The sequence below is a fragment of the Protofrankia sp. CiP1_Cm_nod3 genome, from assembly GCF_982290655.1.
Map to the genome: position 1 here is coordinate 1 of NZ_CEVIVD010000009.1, position 21,564 is coordinate 21,564.

The window sequence follows — 21,564 nt, forward strand, 5'->3', positions numbered from 1 at the left end:
CGGCGCGGGCCTCCTCCGCTCCGAGGCCGCTGGCGAGCACGCGCGCGCCCGGCCGGATCAGGTCGCGGACGGAGTCGACGTACTGGTCCAGACCGACGATCACACTGGCGCGGGCGAGCTCGCGGGCGGCGCGTGGGGTGAGCAGGTCCCGGTCGCCGGGGCCGAGGCCGACGATGGCCAGCCGGCCGCGGGGACGGTGGCGGGCGACCGCCACGGTGGCGTGCGCGCTCGCCCGTTTGGGCACGACGAGTTCGGCGGTGCCGGCGGACAGACCCGCGTCGGGGCCGAGCAGGCTCGCCGCCTCGGCGACGCTCGGCGTGCCGACCGCGGCCCGCACCACCTCGGAGGGATGCGGGACGTCGACGGCCGCGAGCGCCTCGGCCGGGTGCACGACCAGCGGCCAGCCGAACCGGCGGGCGGCGGCGACGATGCCGGCCTCGTCCCGCTTGGCCTCGACGGTGGCGAGGTGACGCACGGCCAGCGGTGCCAGCCCGGCATCGGCCAGCGCGCGCTCGACGAGGTCGACGATCTCGTCGGCGGGTACGCCCCGGCTCGCGCCGACCCCCACGACCAGGCTGGGCGGCCGGTAGACCACCGCGGGCGCCGGCGGCGTGACGACCCGGTCGGTGATCACGATGGCGGGCGCCGCCGGCCGATCCGGCCGATCCGGCGGGACCGGCGGGACTGACGTGGCCGGCGTGGCTGGTCCGGCCTGTGACGTGGCCGGCGCACTGCTCCCGTCGGGTTCATCGGCGCCGCCGAGGGCGCCTGGAGCAGTGGGAAAGGGGTGATCGGCGGGTCCGCTCCGGCCGGTGAGATCGGTGAGATCGGTGAGATCGGCGGGCCGGACCGTTCCCGGCAACGGCGGCAGCGGCCAGACCGCGTCCGTGTACAGGGTCACGGGCTGCTCGGCGAGCAGCGCCGTGCCCACGGCGGCGAGCCGCGATCCGGGCTCGACGCGCAGGCCGATGTCGGCGCCGAAGGAGTCCAGGGCGGGGACCGCGGCGGCGTCACTGGCGGTGGTCACGACGGCGGTCGCGCCGAGGGTGGCGGCGACCCGCTCGGCGAGGTCGTTGGCTCCGCCGGCGTGCCCGCCGACGAGGGCGACCGCCCACCGGCGCGCCTCGTCCACGCAGACCACCCCCGGGTCGCTGTCCTTGCCGGTGAGCAGGCTGCCGGTGTCGGGGGTGCCGGCCAGCAGCCGGACGGTCGCGCCGGTCGCGAGGAAGCAGACCACCCCGGCGCATGCGGTGACGGCGGCGGTGAGCGCCTCGCGGGCCGTGCCGTCGTAGTGGCGGGCGTCCGGCCAGGCCCGTTGGAGATCCCGGGCGGCCGCGCGGCCGGCGGCGGTCACCGCGACCAGGCCGATGCCCGACCGGCCCGGTGTCCTGGCGTCCGTCATCGTGACCATCCGTCATTGTGATCGTTCATGGTGGTGCGCACCGGCGCGTTCTCCCCAGCGGACGGCTGTCCCTGTCGGTCGCTGTCAGCCGCGCGACCGCATCCGGGATGGTTGCGTGGCGGCCTGCGCGGGACGTCCCAACGAAGGTTGATCATGTGGGCCCGGGCCCTTCACGTGAGGCGCTGGACGCATCGGACGCACGAGGGTCGTCACGGACGGGAATGTCGCGGGCGCGGGGGGCCTCGGAGTTGTCCCGGGCCGCCCGCAGCGTGGTGCGGGCGGCCCGGTCGGCCCGGCGGAAGCCGTGGAAGTGACCGGGGTGGTACAGGTGGGAGCGGGTCCCGCCGGCGGCGAGGGCGGGGCCGACGAGCACCAGCGTGTGCTTCCACAGCTTGTGCTCACGGATCGTGGCGGCGAGGTCGGCGAGCGCGCACCGCACGATCAGCTCCTCCGGCCAGCTCACCCGGTAGGCGACCACGCAGGGTGTCTCCGGTGGGTAGCCACCGGCGGTGAGCTCGGCCTGCAGCTGGCTGGAACGGGCCGCCGAGAGGAACAGCGCCATGGTCGTGCCGTGCGCGGCGAACCGGGCCACCTCCTCCCCGGGCGGCATCGGGGTCTTCCCGCCGGCGAGCCGGGTCAGGATCACCGACTGGGCCACCTGGGGGACGGTCAGCTCGCGCCCGACGGCCGCGGCCGCCGCGGTGAAGCTGCTGACCCCGGGGACGATGTCGGTGGCCAGCCCCAGCTCGGCGCAGATCTCCAGCTGCTCCTGCACCGCACCCCACAGCGCCGGGTCACCGGAGTGGACGCGGGCCACCGCGAGCCCGCCGGCCGCGGCCCGCCGGTAGATCTCGTGGACGCCCTCCAGCGGCAGCCCGGCCGAGTCGACGATCTCGGCGTCGTCGCGGGCATGGGTGAGCACGTCCGGGTGCACCAGCGAGGACGCCCAGATGACCACGTCCGCCTCGCCGATCACCCGGGCGGCGCGCAGGGTCAGCAGGTCCGCGGCCCCGGGGCCGGCCCCGACGAACGTGACCCGCCCGGGCGGGCGGGCGGTCATGCCGGCCACTGCCGGCGCCGGGTGGAGATCACCGTGGACAGGTAGGGGCCGGGCTGGTCGCGGGGCAGGTCGGCGGCGAGGCGGATGTCCTCCTCGGGCAGGCCCGTGCAGGCGCCGTAGACGGCCGCGCCGTGTGTGCCGGTCAGCCGGTCGGCCTCGGCCAGCACGTCGAGGACCTGCGGCAGCGCGCGTCCGCCCTTGTAGGCGATCACGGTGTCGTGGTCGGCGACCGCCCGGCGGTAGGCGTCCACACCGGCGGTCAGCGGCAGCAGCGCCACGGTCTCGGTGCCCACGGCCAGCACCGTGCCGGAGCGGGCGGCGAGATCCTGCATGGCCATGATGCCGGGAACGGTCTCGATGGTGACCTCCGGTAACAGCGTGCGGACCCGGGCGGCCAGCGTGGTGAAGGTCGAGTAGACGTTCGGATCACCGATCGTGGCGAACGCGACACTGCCCGTGGGGTGTTCGCGCAGGGCCTGGATGACCACGGCCGCCGGGGCGTCGTAGTCGGCGTCCCCGGTCATCCGGAACGTCACCTGGCGGATCCGGTCGTGGGTGACGTGCGCGCGCACGGTCGCCTCGGCCCGGCCCGGCGGCGGCATCCCCTCGCTGACCGGGACGAACACGACGTCGGCCCGCTCCAGCGTCCGCGCGGCCCGGACCGTCACCAGATCCGGGTCGCCGGGCCCGACGCCGACACCGACCAGCCGGGCGCGCGGCGGAACCGCCCCGGGGCTTCCGGCGCCCTCGCTGCCCTTGCCGCGCGACGTTGCGGTTTTCGACGGCGTTGCCCGGGGGCTTCCGGGGCTTCCGGCGCCCTCGCTGCCCTCGACGTTCCTGGAGCTCATCGCGCTCCTCCCGCGCTCCGTGCCGCGCCGGGAGCACGGACGGCCGCCGCGGACGGCCCGGCCGCTCTCGCCCCGCGGGCCGTGGCGACGAACCGGCAGGCCGCCCCGGGCACGCCGGCCCAGTGCAGGTGCAGGTAGGAGGCGTGCACGTTGCCGCGTACGAACCCCTCCGCCCGGTCGTCCACCCGCCAGGCCGACTGTGGCACGTCCCCTGGGAAAAAGCGCGCCTCCCCGGGAAAGGACGCTCCGGCGGCGGGCCCGGCCGTGGGGCCGGCGCGGCCGCCAGCGAGAACCGGAGCCGTGTCGGCAGGGGTGGTGGCAGCGGCAGCAGCGGCGGTCGTGCTGGCGGTCGGCGGGATGACCTGCGTGTGGTGGAACTCGTGCGCGGTCACCACGGTATCGGCGGTCACGAGCGAGTTGTCACAGACAGCGACCGCCTGACGGTAACCGAGAGTGAGACGTGGCCCCATCGCCGTGTCGGCGTCGAGGACGCCGCACATCGGATGCCCGTCGAGGGAGCGGGCCAGGTAGAGCAGGCCGGCGCATTCGGCGGCGATCGGCGCGCCCCGGCGCGCCAACGCGACGACCTCGGCCCGCAGCGGCGCGTTGGCCGCGAGCGCGGCGGCGTGCTCCTCGGGGAACCCGCCGCCGATCACCAGTCCGTCGGTGCCGTCCGGAAGCGTCTCGTCACGCAGCGGGTCGACGGTGACGACCTCGGCCCCGGCGGCGCGCAGCAGTTCGACCTGTTCGGCATAACCGAACGTGAACGCGGACCCGCCCGCGACAGCGATCCGCACCGGCCGCCCGCCGCCGGGCCCGGCCGTCTCGCGGGTCTCGCCGGTCTCGGCCACGGCGTCCGACGGCGTCCAGGGGCGGGCGTCCAGCGGCGGGGCCGAGCGGGCCAGCGCAAGCACGGCGTCGAGATCGCAGGATGCGGCGACCAGCGCCCCCAGCGCCCGGACCGCCTCGGCCGCGGCCGGCGCCCGCTCGGCCGCCGGCACCAGCCCGAGATGCCGCGAGGGCACCGCGGCGGCGTCGTCCCGGCGCAGCACCCCCAGCACGGGGATGCGCAGGCCGGCGACGGCGTCCCGCAGCAGGCGCTCGTGGCCGGCCGAACCGACCCGGTTGAACACGACACCGGCCAGGCGCACCCGCCGATCCCAGGTGGCGAAGCCGTGCACCACGGCCGCGGCCGAGCGGCCCGCGGCGGACGCGTCCACGACCAGCACGACCGGGGTGGCGGTCAGCCGGGCCACGTGGGCGGCGGAGGCGAAGTCCACGGGCTGGCCGGGCCGTGGCAGCGACACCCCGTCGAACAGGCCCATCACCCCTTCGACGACGGCGATGTCGGCGCCGCGGGCGCCGTGGGCGAGCAGGGGGCCGATGCGCTGTTCGCCGCAGAGCACGGCGTCGAGGTTGCGCCCGGGGCGGCCGGTGGCCAGGGCGTGGTAGCTCGGGTCGATGTAGTCCGGGCCGACCTTGTGCGGGGAGACCCGCAGGCCGCGGGCGGTCAGGGCGGCCATCAGCCCGGTCGCCACGGTGGTCTTGCCCGCGCCGCTGGCCGGGGCCGCGACCAGCAGCCGGGGCAGGGCGATGCCGGCGGCGCCGGGGCCGCTCACCATTCGATCCCCCGCTGGCCCTTCTGGCCGGCGTCCATCGGATGCTTCACCTTGGTCATCTCGGTCACCAGGTCGGCGGCGTCGAGCAGCCGCGGCGGCGCGGCGCGGCCGGTGACGACGACGTGCTGGCGCCCGGGCCGGGCGCGCAGCGTCTCGACGACCTCGGCCACATCGATCCATCCCCACTTCAGCGGGTAGGTCAGCTCGTCGAGGACGTAGAGCCGGTAGGTCTGCGCGGCCAGGTCCCGGCGGATCTGCTCCCAGCCCTCGCGCGCGGCGTCGGCGGGCTGGGCGCCCGGGTCGATGCGGTGCTGCACCCAGCTCCAGCCCTCGCCCATCTTGTGCCAGGTGACCGTGCCGCCCTCGCCGGTGGTGGCCAGCGTGCGCAGTGCCCGTTCCTCCCCGATCCGCCATTTCGCGGACTTGACGAACTGGAACACCCCGACCGGCCAGCCCTGCGCCCAGCCGCGCAGGGCCAGCCCGAACGCCGCGGTCGACTTCCCCTTGCCGTCACCGGTGTGGACGATCAGCAGCGGGCGGTCCCGGCGGGCCCGGGTGGTCAGGCCGTCGTCGGGTATCACGGCCGGCTGTCCCTGCGGCATCCCTCAGGCCACCTTCCCAGGCTGGGTGGACGGTGTGGACGGTGTCGGCCCGGCGGGCCTGCCGGGCCGGGCGGATCCCGCCGGCCATATCGGACGCACCGGGCTGGCGGGGCGCGCCGGCCATACCGGGCGGACAGCGCCGGCGGGATCCGCGGAGCCGGCGGGATCCGCGGAGCTGGTGGGGGCCGCCGGGCCGGCCGCCGCCGACAGGGCGGCCAGCGGGACGGTCGTGCCACCGAGGGCGGTGGCCAGCCGGCCGGCCAGGCCCAGGCGGACATAGCCGCTCTCGCAGTCGACGACGACGCTGGCCACCCCGGCGCGGGCCAGCGCGTGCGCGGCGGCGGCCGGATCCGGGCCGGTGGTGCACCGGCCGTCGGTGACGACGACCAGCAGCGCGCGCCGGTCGGGGTCACGCCGGCGTTCGGCGGCCAGCACCTGCCCGGCGCGGGTGAGCCCGGCGGCGAGCGGGGTGCGCCCACCGGTCGGCAGGGAACGCAGCCGGGCCGCGCCCACCTCCACACTCGACGTCGGCGGCAGGACGACCTCGGCGTCGGCACCCCGGAAGGTGATCATTCCGATCCGGTCGCGGCGCTGGTAGGCGTCCAGGAGCAGGGAGAGCACGGCGGTGGTGACCGTGCGCATCCGGGCGCGGGCGGCCATGGAGCCGCTGGCGTCCACCACGAACAGCACCAGGTTGCCCTCGCGTCCCTCCCGGACGGCGCCGCGCCGGTCGGACGGCCGCAGCAGCAGCCCCGGCCCGTGGCGTCCGCGGGCCTGCTGCCAGGGCGCGGCGGCCCGCAGGGTCGCCGGCAGGTGCAGGCCAGGGGCCTCCGGCGAGGCGGTGACCACCGCGCCGTGGCGGGTACGGGCCCGGGAGCGCCGCCCGGCGGCGCCGAGACCGGTACCGACATCGGGGATCTCCAGGCGGCGGGGGCGGAACACCGGGCCGGGCGGGCCGGCGGGGTGTGCGCTGCCAGCGGCGTCCGCCCGTCCGCGCGACGGGTCGGGCTGCTCGTACCGGCTGTGCTCGGACGCGGTGGCCGGCCCGCCGGCGGGCCACGGTTCCGCGTCCGTCTCCGTCTGTTGCGTTTCCGCCCGGTGCAGGGGCTCCGATTCCGCCGGGCGCGGGGCCGGCAGGTCGCCGGCCGACGTGAACGGCGGCCCGGCACCGGTATTCTCGTCACTGTCGGTAGCGGCACCGCCGTTGCCGTGGCCGCCGGCGGATCCACCGCCGCCACCGCCGCCACTGCCTCCGCCGCCCCCGCCGCCGGCCGGTGGCGGTCCGTCAGGGTCGTCCGTGGGTGGCTCCCCGGTCTGTTCCAGGGCCTGTTCCAGAGCGTCGGCGAGGGTGTCCTCGTCCAGGCCGGGGGCGTCGAACGGGCCCCGGCGGCGCCGGTGTGGCAGGGCCAGGCGGGCGGCGCGGCGGATGTCGTCGGCGGTGACGCGCTCGCGGCCCTCCCAGGCGGCCAGCGCGATCGCGGTGCGGGCGGTGACCACGTCCGCGCGCATCCCGTCCACGTCGAAGGCGGCGCAGACCGCGGTGACCTGGCGCAACGCCGTCTCGGAGAGCTCCACGGCGGGCAGCCGGTCGCGGGCGGCGGCGATCCGGGCGGCGAGGGCGGCGTCCTGCTCCGCCCAGGCGGCGGCGAAGGCCCGCGGGCCGGCATCGTAGGCCAGCCGGCGGCGCACCACTTCGGCCCGCACCCGCGGGTCCCGGCTGGCGGCGACCTCGACGGTCAGCCCGAACCGGTCCAGCAGCTGCGGGCGCAGCTCACCCTCCTCCGGGTTCATCGTCCCGACCAGCAGGAACCGGGCGGCGTGGCGGACCGACACCCCGTCGCGTTCGACGTGGGCGACGCCGAGCGCGGCCGCGTCCAGCAGCAGGTCGACAAGATGATCGTGCAGGAGGTTGACCTCGTCGACGTAGAGCAGGCCGCGGTGGGCGGCGGCCAGCAGCCCGGGGCGCAGCGCCGTGACGCCTTCGGTGAGCGCCCGGTCGAGGTCGATCGCCCCGGTCACCCGGTCCTCCGAGGCGCCGACCGGCAGCTCCACCATCCGCGCCGCCCGGGTCACGGCGGGAGCCTCGGGTGGATGCGGGCCGTCCGGGCAGTCGGCGTCACCGGCGGCCGGGTCGCAGGCGAACCGGCAGCCGGCCACCACCGCCAGGGGCGGGAGCAGGGCGGTGAGCCCCCGTACCGCCGTCGACTTGGCGGTGCCCTTCTCCCCCCGGACGAGTACCCCGCCGATAGCCGGTGACACGGCGTTGAGGACGAGAGCGAGCCGCAGGTCGTCCATACCCACCACCGCGGACAGCGGGTAGGCCGTCATCGTGCTCCCGACCGTGCGCCGGGCACCGGCTGACGGGCGTGAACGGGCATGCCGCGGTCCTCCCTCGGGTTTCCTCGCCCTCGGTAACGGTGCGGACGGCCGAAGTATCCCGGCTCCCGGATCACCGCTCCCCCTCGGCCTTCCGGACGCCTACACGTCCGTGACACACGGTGAGGGTTCGCTCCCCGGTTACGGTGGCGGGACCGCGCCGGATTCCCACCGGCTTCCTCCACTGCCGTCGCCCACCCAGCATGGCACAACCCGCCACCACGCGGACCCCTTCACCCTGCCCGCACTCGCTTCAGGAGCACGCGGGCACCCGTGCCGCGCATGTCGGACGGGATGGCCGCGGGATGGGAGGCCGTCGGAGCTGAACCGCCGCGGCCGGTTGACCGCGGTCGCGATGTCGCCTCCCCCGCGACGTCGGTCACGGCGGTGTCGATCACGGAGTCGAGGTGAGGATGAGGCAGCTGTTGAACCCTCCGTAGCCGCGGGCGTTGATCATGATGACGTTCGTCGGCATTCCGCGTGGTTCTCCCGTGATCAGGTGCAGCCCGTATGCCGGGTCCGGATCGGTCAGGTTGCCCACCGGAGGGACCACGCCGTCCCGCATCGCCAGGAGCGCGGTCGCCACGTTGAGCGCCGGCGTCCCGGCGCACAGGCGCCCGACCAGGCTGTGCGGGGCCGTCACCGGCAGGTGGGCGAGGCGGTCACCGAAGACCTCGCCCAGGGCGCGTGCCTCCAGCAGGTCGTGCTCACGTGTTCCCATGCCGTCGGCGAAGACGACGTCGACGTTGCCGGGGGTCAGGCCGGCGTCGTCGAGCGCGCGTCGCATCGCCTGCACGAGGGGGTCCGGCCCGGGTGCCGGGCGCCGGTCGTGGTGGGCGTCGTGGGTGGCCGCGTAGCCGGCGATCCGTCCGTAGCCGCGGTGGCCGCGCTCGTGCGCCGCCGCGGCGTCCTCCACCACGAACAGGGCGCCGCCCTCGCCCGGCGCGTACCCGTCGGCATGCCGGGAGAAGGGCCGGTAGCCCTCCTCGGGACGGGTGCCCGCGGTCAGCATCCCGCTCGTGGCGTAGCAGGTCATCGCATACGGTGCGACCGCGGCCTCGGTGGCGCCCGCCACCACGGCGCGGGTCCCCCGCCGGATGGCCCGGCGGGCCTCGCCGAGGCAGTCCAGGCCGCCGGCCTCACCGGAGACGATCACTCCTGAGGGGCCTTTCAGCCCGTGGAGGATCGAGATCTGCCCGGTGCTGGCCGCGTAGAACCAGGCGATGGACTGGTAGGCCCCCACCGCCCGGCGGCCCTGGCTCCACAGCCGCCCGATTTCCCGCTGCCCGAACTCGTTGCCGCCGGAGCCGCTGGCCAGGATGGCCGCGGTGTCGTACGGATCGTGATCGGACGGCCGGTAGCCGGCGTCATCGAGGGCGAGGCCGGCGGCGGTCAGGGCCAGCCAGCTCCACCGGTCGGTCTGCACGATCAGCCGGGGGTCGAGATGATCCTCGGGCTGGAAGCCGTCCACCTCACCGGCCAGGACGGCGGCGGGCGCCGCGGTACCGGCCAGGACGGCGGCGGGCGTGGGGGTGGCGAAGCGGGTGACCGGGGCGACCTTGACCTCGCCGCGCAGCGTGGACGACCAGTGCGCCTCGGCCCCGATGCCGCTCGGTGCCACGACGCCGATACCGGTGATCACCGCGGACTGGCCCGGGGCGCTCACCGGGTCACCGTCGCGCGCTCGAGCAGGATCGCGGACTGGAAGCCGCCGAAACCGCTGCCGACCGACAGCGCCACGTCGATCCGCTGGTCACGGGCGGTCTTGGGCACGTAGTCCAGGTCACAGTCGGGGTCGCGGTTCTCCCAGTTGGCCGTCGGCGGCACCACGGAGTGCTCGATGGCCAGCGCGCAGGCGGCGCATTCGATCGCGCCGATGGCCCCGAGCGAGTGGCCGACCATGGACTTGATCGAGCTGACCGGTACCTGGTAGGCGTGCGATCCCAGGGAGCGTTTGAAGGCGGCCGTCTCGTGCCGGTCGTTCTGCTTGGTGCCCGACCCGTGGGCGTTGACGTAGCTGACCGCCGTGGCCGGGGTGCGGGCCTGCCGGAGCGCGCTGGTGATCGCTTCGGCCATCTCCACACCGTCCGGTCGCAGCCCGGTCATGTGGTAGGCGTTGGAGCGGGACGCGTAGCCGGTGACCTCGCAGTAGACGTGGGCGCCGCGGCGGCGGGCGTGCTCCCACTCCTCCAGGACGAGCACGGCGGCGCCTTCCCCCATCACGAACCCGTCCCGGGTGGCGTCGAACGGCCGGGAGGCGTGCTCCGGGTCGTCGTTGCGCGCTGAGGTCGCCCGGATCGCGTCGAAGCAGGCGATCGAGATCGGTGAGATCGGCGCGTCCGTGGCACCCGCGATGACCACGTCGGCCGCGCCGTCCTGGATGAGCTGGTGGCCCCGGCCGATCGCGTCGATCCCCGAGGTGCAGCCCGTCGACACCACCGCGGCGGGGCCGCGCGCGCCGAACCTGCGGGCCACCTCGCCGGCGAGGCTGCTGGGCACCAGGGCGTGGTAGAGGAAGGACGAGGCGTATGCCGGGTCCACCAGCCAGTCACGGCCGCTGTTGCTGACCGCGACGTACTCGTCCTCGAGGCGGGTGGTGGCGCCGACGGCGCTGCCGAGGCTGACCCCGACGCCGTATCCGCCGTCGGGGGCGCCGGCCGGCAGGTCCAGGCCGCTGTCGGTGACCGCCTCCGCGGCCGCGGCGAGCGCTAACTGGATGAACCGGTCGTTGCGGTGGATCTCCTGCGCGTCCAGGCCGGCGGCGGCGGGGTCGAAGTCGCATTCGGCCGCGATCTGCGACCGGAACTGCGCCGGGTCGAAGAACGAGATCCGCCGGGTCGCGGTCCGGCCCTCGGTCAGCAGGGTCCAGAACGCGCGGCTGTCCGTCCCGCCGGGGGCGATGACGCCGACGCCGGTGACCACCGTCCTTCTCGGGCCCGCGCTCGTGCTCGTATGTGTGCTCATGCTGGTGCCTTCCGTGGGTCGCCGTCCCCGCTGCCGCCCGCCCCGGCCGGCGCGGGCACGAGGGTGGGCAGGGGCTCGGTGTCGACGTGGCCGAGGTCCGGCCGTGGGGCCAGCGGGCTGAGGTGGAAGACGAGGAACGCCGTCTCGTCGCCGGTGTTGACCAGCCGGTGGCGCGTCCCCAGGGGGATCAGCAGGCCGTGCTCGGCCGGCAGCGCGGTGTCCTGGCCGTCGAGGCGTGCGGTGATGTTCCCGGTCACGCAGTAGAGGAACTCCTCGGAGTACGGATGCCAGTGCTCGGTGACGACCTCCCCCGGCCGCAGGGCCAGCGTCCCGAGGAAACCTGACGTCGAGCCGACGGTGGCCGGTGACAGCAGGGTCCGGATGTCACCGCCCCGGCGGGTATTCGGTGGCACGTCGTGGATGGACAGGACCTTGGGTCCGGTGCTGCTCATGGGTGTTCCCTTCTCGCGTCGCCGTGCGGGCGGCCGGTTACACCGCCGCCAGGGCTTCGACCCGGCGCCGGATGACGTCCATCTGGATGGCGGAGTTCGTGTTGATCCGTTGCGTCATGCCCGCGTCGTCGACCGGCGCGTCGGGCCGCATCGCGAAGTCCTGAATCCAGGTCATCCGGACGCCGTCCCCGTCCCCGTCGCCGTCGCCGTCGCCGTCGCCGTCGCTGTCGTAGCGCCAGTGGATGCGCATGTACTCGAACGGGCCGGGTTCGACCCGGTGGGCGTGGACCTCCCGGCGCTGCCGGTCCGGGGTCCGTTCGCTCACCCACGACCAGACCCGTCCCTGCTCGTCGGGGTGCATCGTCAGCCGGAAGCGCACCGTCGTGCCGATCCGCTCCAGTACCTCGACCGAGGCGTATTCGGTGAACAGGGCCGGCCAGCGCTCCAGGTCGTTGGTGATGTCCCAGACCAGGTCGAACGGCGCGCTGATGACGATCGTGTTCTCCGTGTGCCCGGCCACGTCAGCGCCTCCCGGCGAGGTCGCCGTTGACGAAGGCGACGATGCGGGTGACGGTCCAGCCACCGGCCTCCTCGGGCAGTTCCACGCCGAACCTGTCGGCCAGCGCGCCCTGCAGCTGCAGCACCGCGAGCGAGTCGATGCCGAGGTCGACCAGGGGGGTCGTGCCACCACCGGCGCGGATCGTCTCGGGGCCTACTCCCGTCTCCGTGACGAGGATGTTCTCGATCTCCGTCGGTGTGACCGATGTGATCGTCTCGTTCGTGCTCACAGTCCTTCTTCCCTTTCTGTTCTTTTCCCGCCGGCTTTCCGCCGGTTTCTTTTTCCGCGAGTTCCTGTTCGTCTGTTTGTCGGCTCACCGATCTGGCCCAGGGAGGCCCAGGGGCCGGACGGGCTTTCCTCGGCCGGCCGGCCGGCCGAGGCTCAGCGCCGCCTGCCCGGCTCCGGTGGCGTGCCGGCCAGCAGGCGGTCGACCAGGGACGTCGCGTAACGCCCGCTGGCGAACTCCTCGTCGGCGAGGACGCGGCGCAGGAACGGGATGGTGGTCCGCACCCCCGGGCCGGCTACCTCGAACTCGGCCAGTGCCCGGTCGGCCCGCGCGATCGCCTCGTCGCGCCGCGGCGCCCAGACGATGACCTTGGCCAGCAGCGAGTCGTAGTGCGGCCCGACGACGTACCCCGGCCAGGCATGGGTGTCGACCCGGGTGAACGGGCCGCCGGGCGGGAGGAAGCGCTCGATCCGGCCGGGGGTCGGCCTGAAGTCGTTGGCGGGGTCCTCCACGTTCACCCGGCACTCCAGGGCGGTGCCGCGGATCTGCACGTCCTGCTGGGTCAGACCGAGGGGCAGGCCCGCCGCGACGCGCACCTGCTCCCGGACGATGTCACAGCCGGTGACCATTTCGGTGGCCGGGTGCTCGACCTGGATCCGGCAGTTGATCTCCATGAAGTAGTGCCGGCCGTCGGCGTCCACCAGGAACTCGACCGTGCCGGCACCGCGGAAGCCCGTGGCGAGCGCGCCGTGGACGGCGTCCCGCGCGATCGCGGCGGCCTGCTGCGGATCCAGCCCCGGGGCGGGCGCCTCCTCCAGCAGCTTCTGGTGGCGTCGCTGCACGGAGCACTCCCGGGTGCCGAGGTGGATCCCCGTGCCCTGCTCGTCGACGAGGACCTGTACCTCGACATGCCGCGCCCGTTCCAGATAGCGCTCGACGTAGACCCGGTCGTCACCGAAGACCGCGCGCGCCACGGCGCGGGTCTCGGCGAACGCGCGGGCGAAGCCACCGGGCTCGCGCACGACGGTCATCCCGTTGCCCCCGCCGCCGGCGGCTGCCTTGATGATGACGGGATAGCCGACGGTGGCGGCGAGCCGGGCCGCCTCGTCGACGTCGCCGGGTACCTCGCGGCTGCCGGGCAGCAGCGGCAGCCCGGCCTCCCGCATCAGGGTGCGTGCCGTGCTCTTGTCACCGAGGCAGGCCATGACCTGCGCGGGCGCCCCGATGAACACCAGGTCGTTGGCGGCGCAGATCTCGGCGAAGTCGGGGTCCTCCGACAGGAACCCGTACCCGGGGTGGACGGCGTCCGCGCCGGTCCTGCGGGCCGCCTCCACCAGTGCCGCGGCGTTGCGGTAGCTGCGCCCGGCCGGGCCCGGCCCGATGCAGACGGTCTCGTCCACGTGCCGGCGCAGCGCCTCGACGTCGTCCGCGGTGGAGTGCACGCCGACGACCGCGAGGTTGAGCTCGCGGCACGCCCGCGCCACCCGTACCGCGATCTCCCCACGGTTCGCGATCAGTACCTTCCGGAACACCTCACATCACCCCATGTGTCGCGCCGCCGGCCGCAGCGCTGGCCAGCCCGCTCATCCGACGGGCACCAGCGTGATGAGCACCTGCCCGAACTCCACCGGCTCCCCGTCGGCGACGGCGATCCGGTCGACCTTGCCGGCGGCCTCGGCGCGCACCGGGTTCATCAGCTTCATCGCCTCCAGGATTCCGACCGTGTCCCCCGGTGCGACCAGGTCGCCGACCTGCACGAACGGCTCCGCCCCCGGCTGGGGGGACCGGTAGAAGGTCCCGACCATGGGTGCGGTGACGACCGGCCCGGACGGCGTGCCGGACGCCTCGGCGTCGCTCGCCTGCCGCGCCGGCTGGATCCCGGTGCTGTCGGCCGCACCTGCCGGTAACGGCCCGGCCGCCGGCGGGGCTGCCCACTCCACCTCCAGCACGACGTCGCCGGAGCGCAGCCGCAGGCGGCTGGGCTGGCCGGGCAGGTCGCGGGTGAGGCGGCTGACGTGCTCCCGCACCGCCGCCAGCAGCTCGATCCGCCCGTCGGGCGCCACCTCGGGGGCCTCGTCGCGGGTCATGCCGGCACCTGCGCGTATTCCTGCTCCTGCCGGCGTCCGGTGCGGGCCGGTACGTCCACCGCTTCCGCGCCGAAGCCGCGGAAGCGGGCCGCGCGCCGGGCCACGAGCTCGTCGGGCGGCACGGCCAGCAGCGGGAGGAGGGCTTCGAGTACGGCCGCGCGCAGCGTGTCCGCGGCCGTCCCGGGGTCGGCCTGTGTGCCTCCGGGTGGTTCGGGCACGACCGCGTCGACGATGCCGGCCCGCAGCAGCGTCCGCGGGTCCAGGCCCAGTGAGCGGGCCGCGTCGGGGGCGCGGGCGCTGTTGTTCCACAGGATCGCGGAGCATCCTTCGGGGCTGATGACCGTGTAGACGCCGTTCTCGACGATGAGCACCTGGTCGGCGACGGCGAGGGCGAGCGCGCCCCCGCTGCCGCCCTCGCCGGTGACGACCGACACCACCGGTACCCGCAGCGCGCTCATCCGCTGGATGGCGTTGGCGATCACCGAGGCCTGGCCGCGTTCCTCCGCCTCGACCCCAGGGTGCGCGCCGGGGGTGTCGACCAGCGTCACGACGGGCAGGCCGAGGCGTTCGGCCAGTTCCATGATGCGCAGCGCCTTGCGGTACCCCTCCGGCTTGGCCAGGCCGAAGTCACGGCTGAGCAGTTCCGCGGTGGTGTGCCCCTTCTGGTGGCCGACCACCGCCACCGGCACACCGCCGATCTCGGCCAGCCCGGCGACGATCGCCGGGCTGTCGCCGTGCGTCCGGTCGCCCCGCAGCTCCAGGAACGAGTCGAACACCCGGGCGGCGAGGTCGAGGGTGGTGGGGCGGCCGAGGTCGCGGGCAAGGCGTACCCGCTCCCACGGGTCGCGGTCGCGCAGCTGCCGCGGATCCCGGATCAGTACCCGCGCCGCCGCACCCGCGGCGACCGGATCATGTTCCTGCCGCGGCGCCGGGGGCCGGGGCTCCCGGATGGCCGGCCTGGTCTTCGTCGGGCGGCGCCCGGGCGCGGCCACCGCCAGCAGCCTGCTCAGGCAGGGGCGCAGCTCGGCGCGTTGCACGACCAGGTCGACATGCCCCCGGGCGGCGAGGAAGGCGCTTCCCTGGAAGCCGTCGGGCAGCCGCTCGCCGGTGGTCTGCCGGACGACCCGGGGGCCGGCGAAGCCGAGCCGGGCCCCGGCCTCGGCCAGGACCACGTCGGTGTTCGTGGCGAAGGACGCCGCCACCCCGCCGTAGGTCGGGTCGGTGACGACGCTGACGGTCAGCAGCCCGTCGCGGCGCAGCTGGCCGACCGCGATGCTCGTCTTCGCCATCTGCATCAGGGACAGGGCGCCCTCCTGCATGCGGGCGCCTCCCGAGGTTGTGACGACCACGAACGGCAGCCGGCGCTCCCGGGCCAGCTCCGCGGTCAAGGTGATCATTTCTCCGGCGGCGGAACCGAGGCTGCCGCCCATGAAGGAGAAGTCCATGACGGCGACGGCCAGCTCGCGCCCGCCGATGCGGCCCGTGCCGCACAGCACCGCCTCGGGCAGGCCGGTGCGGCGGCGCGCCTCGTGCCAGCGCTCCTCGTACCGTCTGCCGTCGGAGAAATCGAGGGGATCGTAGCCGGTCGGGGTGAGCTCGAGGGGGGTGAAGCTGTCCGGGTCGAGCAGGTGCCCGATCCGCTGGCGTGCGCCGACCCGCCCGTGGTCACCGCATTCGGGGCAGACGAACAGGTTGCGCGCGAACCGTTTCCCGTAGACGAGCGCGGAGCAGGCCCGGCAGCGCACCCATTCGGTGGTGGCCGGGGTGGTGGCCGCCGGGCTCATGCCTCGGCCCGCGCAGGCCCGGTCGCGACCCGTCTCGCCGGGGAGCCGTCCGGTTCATAGGTGTAGAAGCAGCGCGCCACTGCGTCCCGGGGTGACCGCCAGGTGGGCAGATAGGGCTGGATGAAATGCGCCAGCTCCGCGGTCACCCGCCCGAACTCCTCCTGGCTCCTGATGTCGGCCAGCACGCGGGTGCTTTCATGCTCGGTTTCGAGCAGATGGACATACAGGTCACCCAGGCTGTAAAGGGATCTGTGCGACACCCCGGCGACCTGGGGCAGGCCGGTACGGTCCGAGGCCGCGAATATACGCGCGACCTCGGCTTCCGCGCCCGGCGTGATCCTTGCGACGATCAACGTCCTTTGCATGGTTCCGCCTTCACCTCTGTGCCACGTCCTGCTGTGCGGTGTTCCGCTTCGGGGAAATCCACCGGCGGGCGAACCAGCACCCGCCCAGGGCTGGTACCGTCTCGCCGTCCGGCGATGGCCGGGCTGCCGCGGATTTCACGTCGGGCCGTCGAACGGGAACGCCGGTGAACAGCACCGGCCGGTGCTTTCGGGGGCACCGGCGGGGTGGATGCCTGCCGGTCAGATGTCGTTGTTCGGCGATCTCCTGGAAATACGTGGTCCGGCTGTCATCGCCTTGCGGCTGTTTCATCGTCCCCGATGATTTGTCCCAGCGTCATGAGTCAGATGTCCCAACTGCCTGGGAATTTTCCGGGCCACGGTTTCGACAAAAGGTGGAGACGGGCGGTGGCGGAGTCGGCTGGACGACAATACGCATCCCAGATGGTGACGTACCTCACTGTCCCGCGGGGGACAGCCGCCGGCATATGCTGTCGGCAGCGGGTAGCCGCGGTGATTGCGGGAGATTTCCCCGGGGTTCATTCCGCGGGCTGTTCAGCCCCCGAGCCCGGCACGCCGGGCAATGACCGCGGCCTCGGCGCGGTCCCGCACTTCCAGTTTCGCGAAAATCTTCGACAGGTAGTTGCGCACCGTTTTCGTGGTGAGGGCCAGCTCACCGGCGATGGCGGCCGTGGAGTAGCCGTCCGCGACGAGGCAGAGCACCACGCGCTCCCGCTCGGTGAGCTCGGGGAACGGAGGCTGCTCCGCCCCGGCGGCGTCGAAGTGGCGTAACACGCTGTCGGCGATATGGGCACCGAAGATCACCTCGCCGTGGCTGACCGCCTCCACCGCGCGCGCGAGGTCCTCCGGCCGCGCCGCCTTGAAGGCGCATCCGCGGGCACCGGCCCGCACCACGGCCGCGACGGTCCGCTGGTCATGCCGTCCGGTGAGGACGAGTACGGCGGTCCTCGGGCATTCCCGCGAGATGCGCTGGGTCAGCGCCAGCACATCGTTGTCGTCGTCGTCGAAATCGAAGATGACGACATCCGGACGCAGCCGTCGAGCCGCGGGGATGATGTCGGCGCCGTTCGTGAGATCACCGACCACCTCGCCCACCGCGGTGGCCTCCAACAGCGCACGCAGCCCCGCCAGGAAGACAGGATGGCCGTTGACCAGCAGAATCCGTACGGGGCGGGTGGACTCGTCGCCCGCTCCGCGCACCGTATTCTCCGCCGCGATATCCGGCCCTGAGCGTCCATCCATTCCGCTCCCCCCGTCCGGACGGCGACCGGCTGCCTGCCGGCGCATCCTCAGCTGCCGACGCAGGGCGGCGTATCCTGTTCTGGACTCATGCCGTAGCCTGCCGTGCCGGCATGATCGAGGAAAAGGTCTGTCGCGGTTACGACAGACTCAGATTCCGGTGCCGGCCGCGTTACGTCTCATCACGGCACGGGTGGCGCACCTCCTGGAAGGCAAACGGCGATAAGGAACACCAGGTGGGCCACTTCGAAGACGATCTCCGGTGTTGCCAGCCGATGATCCGGTGACTCCGGCCCCCGGTAACGTCAAAGATATATGATCATTCCGGCTTTGGTCTTCCTGGTCACGGCCCGGATCACATCGACGCGGGCCGGATCCGGCGCCGCGGCGGCTTCGGCGGCGGCCCACCGCCGCCGGGCCCCGGCCCGCCGCCGTACACGGACAGTTATTGTCGGGCGGCTGGTATTCTCGGGTGCGAGAAGCCATCCGGGAGAAGGACGAAAATCTTCCGCCGCCGGCGGAGCGGTATCATCTATCTGACGATGGTGTGTGCGTGGCGCCGGGTTGATATACAGGTTGTTCAACTACCCGGATGCTCGCGGACCCACCGGACAAGCGGCCCCGGGTAGCCGAGATCGTTCCCGTGACGGTCGAAGGGGTTATGATGCCGTACACCGTCCATGAAGACCTTGAAGGTGGGCTCTTCCACGGCCGCCCACCCGTCGATGCCGCCGGCCGGGCCGTGTGCGTGTCGTCTGTGGATTCCCCGGAGGAGGCGCAGGTGTCCAAGCCCGGAGTGTCCGGACATGCCACAGCCCGGCCCACCCGGACGATACGGGTGCTTCTCGCCGAAAGCTGCGACGTGGTACGGACGGGGATGCGGGTGATTCTCAGCCGGGAACCGGACATCACCGTCGTGCGGGACGTGGCGGACAGCGCGGATCTCCTGCTGGCGGCGCAGGAGTTCCAGCCCGACATCTGCATGGTCGACCGCGACCTGGACGGAGCCGGCGTCCTCCCGCTCATCCGCAAGCTGTCCGCGGCCCTGCCGGATCGCCGCCCCCACATCATCATCACCGCCCGCCGAGGCTCCGACGACCTGGCGGCCGAGGCGCTGCGCCTCGGCGTCCGCGGCTATCTGATCAAGAACATCCCGCCTGCCGATCTTCTCGACGCCATCCGCGCGACCGCGGCCGGTCACATCACCCTGGCGCCTACCGTCGCCAGCCACCTCGCGGCCTGCTGGGCAGGGCGGCCGTCCTCCACCGGGCCGACCGGGGGCGGCGACACCGCGCCCTCCGTACCCTCCGCACCCTCCGCACCCGTTCCCACGGTCGGCACCGCGATGAAGGGTGTGGACATCCGCCTCACCCAGCGGCAGCGCGAGGTGCTGGAACTGGTCGCCGACGGGCTGTCCAACGCGGAGATCGCTGCCCGTCTGTTCGTCACCGAGGCCACCGTGAAAAGCCACCTGACGGCGGTCCTGCGACGCCTGGACCTGCGGGACCGGACCCAGCTTGCGATCTATGCCCATCGCGGCCGCATCACCGGATCGCCCGAGCCCGCCTGACAGTGCCGCCGCCACCCACCCGGCCCTGCCCGCGGGTGAAGCCGGCGTCCGCCCCTCGCGTCACCCGGTGTTGGTCAGGGCATGTGCCCCGTCCACGAGGTATTCCCAGAGCATGCGTTCCAGCGGCGCGGGCAGGCCCTCCTCGGTCAGGGCCTGCGCCATCAGGCGCAGCCATGACTCCCGGGCCCGGGCATTGATCGGGAAGGGAGCGTGGCGCATCTGCAGCCGCGGATGTCCTCGCAGCGGGGAGTAGCTACGCGGGCCTCCCCAGTACTGGATCAGGAAGGCGCGTAGCCGCTCGGCGGCGCCGGCGATGTCCTCCCCGTACATCGGCCCGAGTACGTCGTCCGCCGCGACCTTGCCGTAGAAGCGGTCGACGATACGGGTCAGCACCTCGACGCCACCCGCTTCGGCGACGAATCCCCGCGCCGCGCCATCCGCGTACGCGTCACGAGCCGCTGTCCCGCTCAGGCCGAGGACCTCTCCGACGCGATCCCAGCTGTGCCCGGCCGCCCGTGCCTCCGCGGCCGCCTGCGCCAGCATCGCCTCTACGAAGAAGCGTGCCTGACGCGCCAGGTACAGCGCTTCGACAGCCTCGCCGCCGGCAAGGTGGGCCGCCGCGGACGACAGGGAACGCGTCGATTCCCGCAGGAAGTGGGCCCGCCAGAACTCCTGGGACCGGTCGTCCGACTGCGCCGCCCGGACAGCGGAATCCTGTTCGGACGTCCCCGTACCACCACGATATGTCACCGGTTCTCCTGATGCCGCGACGTCACTGGACCATGGTTTCGACAGCTACGACTGCGACGGCCGCGATCCCACCGGGCGGGAAGCGGCCGGCTGGGGGCCCGGCGCGGCCGGCTGGGGGATCTGGTGGTGCATGGTCGCCGACTCCCGCGCGCCAGGCATCCCCACCGCGACCACGGCCGCCCCGAGGAGCCCCGCGAGCCCGCACCCGATCGCCGTGCTGTGCATCGCCGAGACGAAGGCGTCGGACGCGTCGGCCCACAACGTCCTCCCGGATGGTCCGAGCGACGCCGCGATGACACGGGCGGCCTCCACCGACTCGGTCGCATCCGCCCGGGCGGATGGGGGCACAGTGGCCAGGTGCGGCTCCAGCCCGTCCCGGTACCGGACGGCGAGCAGCGAGCCGAGCACGGCGATGCCCAGGGCTCCGCCGAGGTTACGGGTCACGTTGGTGATCGACGAGGCCACTCCCGCTCTGCTCGCCGGCAGCAGGCTCATCACCGCCTCGGTAGCCGGGGGCATCACGTGTGCCATACCGATGCCCTGCAGGAAGAAGATCAACAGTATCGCCCAGACAGGCGAGTCCGCGTCCAGGAACGCATAGCCGAAGAAACACAGCGAGGCGAGCAGCAGGCCAGCCGAGACCACCAGCCGGTAGCCGCGCCGCTCGGCCAGCTTCGGGGAGCGTGCCGAGAACATCCCGAGGCCGACGGCCAGCGGGAGCAGCGCCAGTCCGCTCTCCAGCGGGCTGTACCCGCGGATGCTCTGGAGATAGAAGACCATGAAGAAGGTCAGTCCGAAGATCGCGAAGAAGGCCAGCCCGACGGCGACGGCCGCCGCGGACATCCGGCGGTCACGGAAGAGCCGGACGTCCAGCGCCGGATGGCCGATGGCCAGTTCGTAGCGGACGAACGCGACCAGGAGCGCGAGGCCACCCAGCAGCGGGCCGAGCACCCGGCCCTGCGTCCAGTCCGCGAGCCGCCCGCCCTCGACGATGCCGAAGACCAGCAGCATGATGCCGGAGATCGACAGCCCCACCCCGAGCGGGTCGAGCCGCCCGGGCGCGGGGTCACGGGACTCGGGGACCAGCGCCACGGTGCCCGCGAGCGCCACGAGCACGACGGGTATGTTGATCAGAAAGATCGATCCCCACCAGAAGTGGCCGAGCAGGATGCCGCCGACGATGGGCCCGAGTACCGCGGCAAGGCCGCTCGAACCAGCCCAGATGCCGATCGCCTGGGGACGCTGGGACGGCGGGAAGACATGCATGATGATCGCCAGTGTGGCCGGCGGCAGAGCGGCCGCGCCGATTCCCATCACCACCCGCCACAGGATGAGCTGGGCTGGCGTGTCCGCGTACGCGGCGCCGACGGAGGACGCTCCGAAGATCAGTATCCCTGTCACCAGCGTGCGCCGGTGCCCGATCCGGTCACCGAGGATGCCCCAGGTGAACAGCAGCGCGGCGAAGACGAGTGTGAAGGAGTTGATCGCCCACTCGAGCTGGGTCTGGGTCGCGCCCAGCCCCTGCTCCGGATCGGCGAGGACCCGCAGCGCCACGTTGATGATCGTCCCGTCGAGGACGGTGAGCAAGACCGACAGGACGAGAACCGCGAGGACCGGCCAGCGGCGGGGATGGCCTGCCACCGGTGCCGCCGAGCCCGTGGGAC

General features: G+C 73.6%; 19 protein-coding genes and 1 riboswitch. Of the genes, 1 reads left to right on the top strand and 18 read right to left on the bottom strand.

The genetic code is table 11. From position 1 onward, the window contains the following. The 16 genes from AC5LUJ_RS03715 to AC5LUJ_RS03790 form a co-directional block, all read right to left on the bottom strand. Positions 1–1,402: cobalt-precorrin 5A hydrolase (locus AC5LUJ_RS03715; protein WP_493464467.1), on the bottom strand; the 1,402-nt coding region annotated here is incomplete at its 3' end. A gap of 151 nt (positions 1,403–1,553) precedes the next feature. Further along, on the bottom strand, positions 1,554–2,462 hold the full coding sequence (gene cobM / locus AC5LUJ_RS03720; protein ID WP_250280723.1) for a precorrin-4 C(11)-methyltransferase: 909 nt from the start codon (positions 2,460–2,462) through the stop codon (positions 1,554–1,556). Next, a complete protein-coding gene (cobI, locus tag AC5LUJ_RS03725; RefSeq protein WP_250280721.1) occupies positions 2,459–3,310 on the bottom strand; it encodes a precorrin-2 C(20)-methyltransferase in 852 nt (283 codons plus the stop codon). Before cobI ends, cobM begins: the two co-directional genes overlap by 4 nt. Continuing rightward, positions 3,307–4,932 carry a cobyrinic acid a,c-diamide synthase CobB gene (locus tag AC5LUJ_RS03730; RefSeq protein ID WP_250280719.1) on the bottom strand — a complete coding sequence of 542 codons (1,626 nt, stop codon included), beginning with the start codon at positions 4,930–4,932 and terminating at the stop codon, positions 3,307–3,309. The genes cobI and AC5LUJ_RS03730 overlap by 4 nt, the downstream gene beginning before the upstream one ends. Beyond that, the gene (cobO, locus tag AC5LUJ_RS03735) at positions 4,926–5,531 is read right to left on the bottom strand and encodes a cob(I)yrinic acid a,c-diamide adenosyltransferase (protein ID WP_250280717.1); all 606 of its coding nucleotides are present in this window, start codon (positions 5,529–5,531) and stop codon (positions 4,926–4,928) included. Before cobO ends, AC5LUJ_RS03730 begins: the two co-directional genes overlap by 7 nt. Before the next feature lie 3 nt (positions 5,532–5,534). Next, entirely contained in the window at positions 5,535–7,859 is a 2,325-nt protein-coding gene (locus tag AC5LUJ_RS03740) for a VWA domain-containing protein (RefSeq protein ID WP_250280714.1), read from the bottom strand. 103 nt (positions 7,860–7,962) lie between these two features. Beyond that, positions 7,963–8,088: riboswitch (cobalamin riboswitch) on the bottom strand. Positions 8,089–8,301: 213 nt separating this feature from the next. Then, complete coding sequence (locus AC5LUJ_RS03745) at positions 8,302–9,573, bottom strand: beta-ketoacyl synthase N-terminal-like domain-containing protein (RefSeq protein ID WP_250280713.1); 1,272 nt, start codon at positions 9,571–9,573, stop codon at positions 8,302–8,304. Continuing rightward, on the bottom strand, positions 9,570–10,871 hold the full coding sequence (locus AC5LUJ_RS03750; protein ID WP_250280711.1) for a beta-ketoacyl-[acyl-carrier-protein] synthase family protein: 1,302 nt from the start codon (positions 10,869–10,871) through the stop codon (positions 9,570–9,572). The genes AC5LUJ_RS03745 and AC5LUJ_RS03750 overlap by 4 nt, the downstream gene beginning before the upstream one ends. Then, complete coding sequence (locus AC5LUJ_RS03755) at positions 10,868–11,323, bottom strand: cupin domain-containing protein (RefSeq protein WP_250280709.1); 456 nt, start codon at positions 11,321–11,323, stop codon at positions 10,868–10,870. Before AC5LUJ_RS03755 ends, AC5LUJ_RS03750 begins: the two co-directional genes overlap by 4 nt. A 37-nt stretch (positions 11,324–11,360) precedes the next feature. After that, a complete protein-coding gene (locus AC5LUJ_RS03760) occupies positions 11,361–11,843 on the bottom strand; it encodes an SRPBCC family protein (protein WP_250280707.1) in 483 nt (160 codons plus the stop codon). Position 11,844: 1 nt separating this feature from the next. Further along, positions 11,845–12,111, bottom strand: a complete 267-nt coding sequence (locus AC5LUJ_RS03765; protein WP_250280705.1) for an acyl carrier protein — start codon at positions 12,109–12,111, stop codon at positions 11,845–11,847. Between the two features lie 152 nt (positions 12,112–12,263). Then, positions 12,264–13,640, bottom strand: coding sequence for an acetyl-CoA carboxylase biotin carboxylase subunit (locus AC5LUJ_RS03770; RefSeq protein ID WP_250291284.1), 1,377 nt, complete (start codon positions 13,638–13,640; stop codon positions 12,264–12,266). Positions 13,641–13,691: 51 nt separating this feature from the next. Then, entirely contained in the window at positions 13,692–14,195 is a 504-nt protein-coding gene (locus AC5LUJ_RS03775; protein ID WP_250280702.1) for an acetyl-CoA carboxylase biotin carboxyl carrier protein, read from the bottom strand. Further along, positions 14,192–15,979 (bottom strand): carboxyltransferase subunit alpha, encoded by a 1,788-nt coding sequence (gene accA, locus AC5LUJ_RS03780; protein WP_250291282.1) that lies wholly within the window; start codon positions 15,977–15,979, stop codon positions 14,192–14,194. Before accA ends, AC5LUJ_RS03775 begins: the two co-directional genes overlap by 4 nt. Then, positions 15,976–16,344 (bottom strand): TcmI family type II polyketide cyclase, encoded by a 369-nt coding sequence (locus tag AC5LUJ_RS03785; protein WP_250291279.1) that lies wholly within the window; start codon positions 16,342–16,344, stop codon positions 15,976–15,978. Before AC5LUJ_RS03785 ends, accA begins: the two co-directional genes overlap by 4 nt. 531 nt (positions 16,345–16,875) lie before the next feature. Further along, a complete protein-coding gene (locus tag AC5LUJ_RS03790) occupies positions 16,876–17,541 on the bottom strand; it encodes a LuxR C-terminal-related transcriptional regulator (protein ID WP_250280695.1) in 666 nt (221 codons plus the stop codon). 820 nt (positions 17,542–18,361) lie between these two features. On the opposite strand from AC5LUJ_RS03790, the gene AC5LUJ_RS03795 reads away from it, so the two are divergent. Further along, positions 18,362–19,150 (top strand): LuxR C-terminal-related transcriptional regulator, encoded by a 789-nt coding sequence (locus tag AC5LUJ_RS03795; RefSeq protein ID WP_250280692.1) that lies wholly within the window; start codon positions 18,362–18,364, stop codon positions 19,148–19,150. A gap of 60 nt (positions 19,151–19,210) precedes the next feature. Here the strand turns inward: AC5LUJ_RS03795 and AC5LUJ_RS03800 are convergent, their stop codons facing one another. Beyond that, complete coding sequence (locus tag AC5LUJ_RS03800) at positions 19,211–19,900, bottom strand: globin (protein ID WP_445548376.1); 690 nt, start codon at positions 19,898–19,900, stop codon at positions 19,211–19,213. Between the two features lie 45 nt (positions 19,901–19,945). After that, on the bottom strand, positions 19,946–21,564 hold a 1,619-nt coding region (locus AC5LUJ_RS03805; protein WP_493464468.1), incomplete at its 5' end, for an MFS transporter.

Coding starts and splice junctions, on each gene's coding strand:
- AC5LUJ_RS03775 (WP_250280702.1), bottom strand. CDS start 14,195: ATGACCCGCGACGAGGCCCCCGAGGTGGCGCCCGACGGGCGGATCGAG.
- cobI (WP_250280721.1), bottom strand. CDS start 3,310: ATGAGCTCCAGGAACGTCGAGGGCAGCGAGGGCGCCGGAAGCCCCGGA.
- cobO (WP_250280717.1), bottom strand. CDS start 5,531: ATGCCGCAGGGACAGCCGGCCGTGATACCCGACGACGGCCTGACCACC.
- AC5LUJ_RS03755 (WP_250280709.1), bottom strand. CDS start 11,323: ATGAGCAGCACCGGACCCAAGGTCCTGTCCATCCACGACGTGCCACCG.
- accA (WP_250291282.1), bottom strand. CDS start 15,979: ATGAGCCCGGCGGCCACCACCCCGGCCACCACCGAATGGGTGCGCTGC.
- cobM (WP_250280723.1), bottom strand. CDS start 2,462: ATGACCGCCCGCCCGCCCGGGCGGGTCACGTTCGTCGGGGCCGGCCCC.
- AC5LUJ_RS03730 (WP_250280719.1), bottom strand. CDS start 4,932: ATGGTGAGCGGCCCCGGCGCCGCCGGCATCGCCCTGCCCCGGCTGCTG.
- AC5LUJ_RS03785 (WP_250291279.1), bottom strand. CDS start 16,344: ATGCAAAGGACGTTGATCGTCGCAAGGATCACGCCGGGCGCGGAAGCC.
- AC5LUJ_RS03740 (WP_250280714.1), bottom strand. CDS start 7,859: ATGACGGCCTACCCGCTGTCCGCGGTGGTGGGTATGGACGACCTGCGG.
- AC5LUJ_RS03750 (WP_250280711.1), bottom strand. CDS start 10,871: ATGAGCACACATACGAGCACGAGCGCGGGCCCGAGAAGGACGGTGGTC.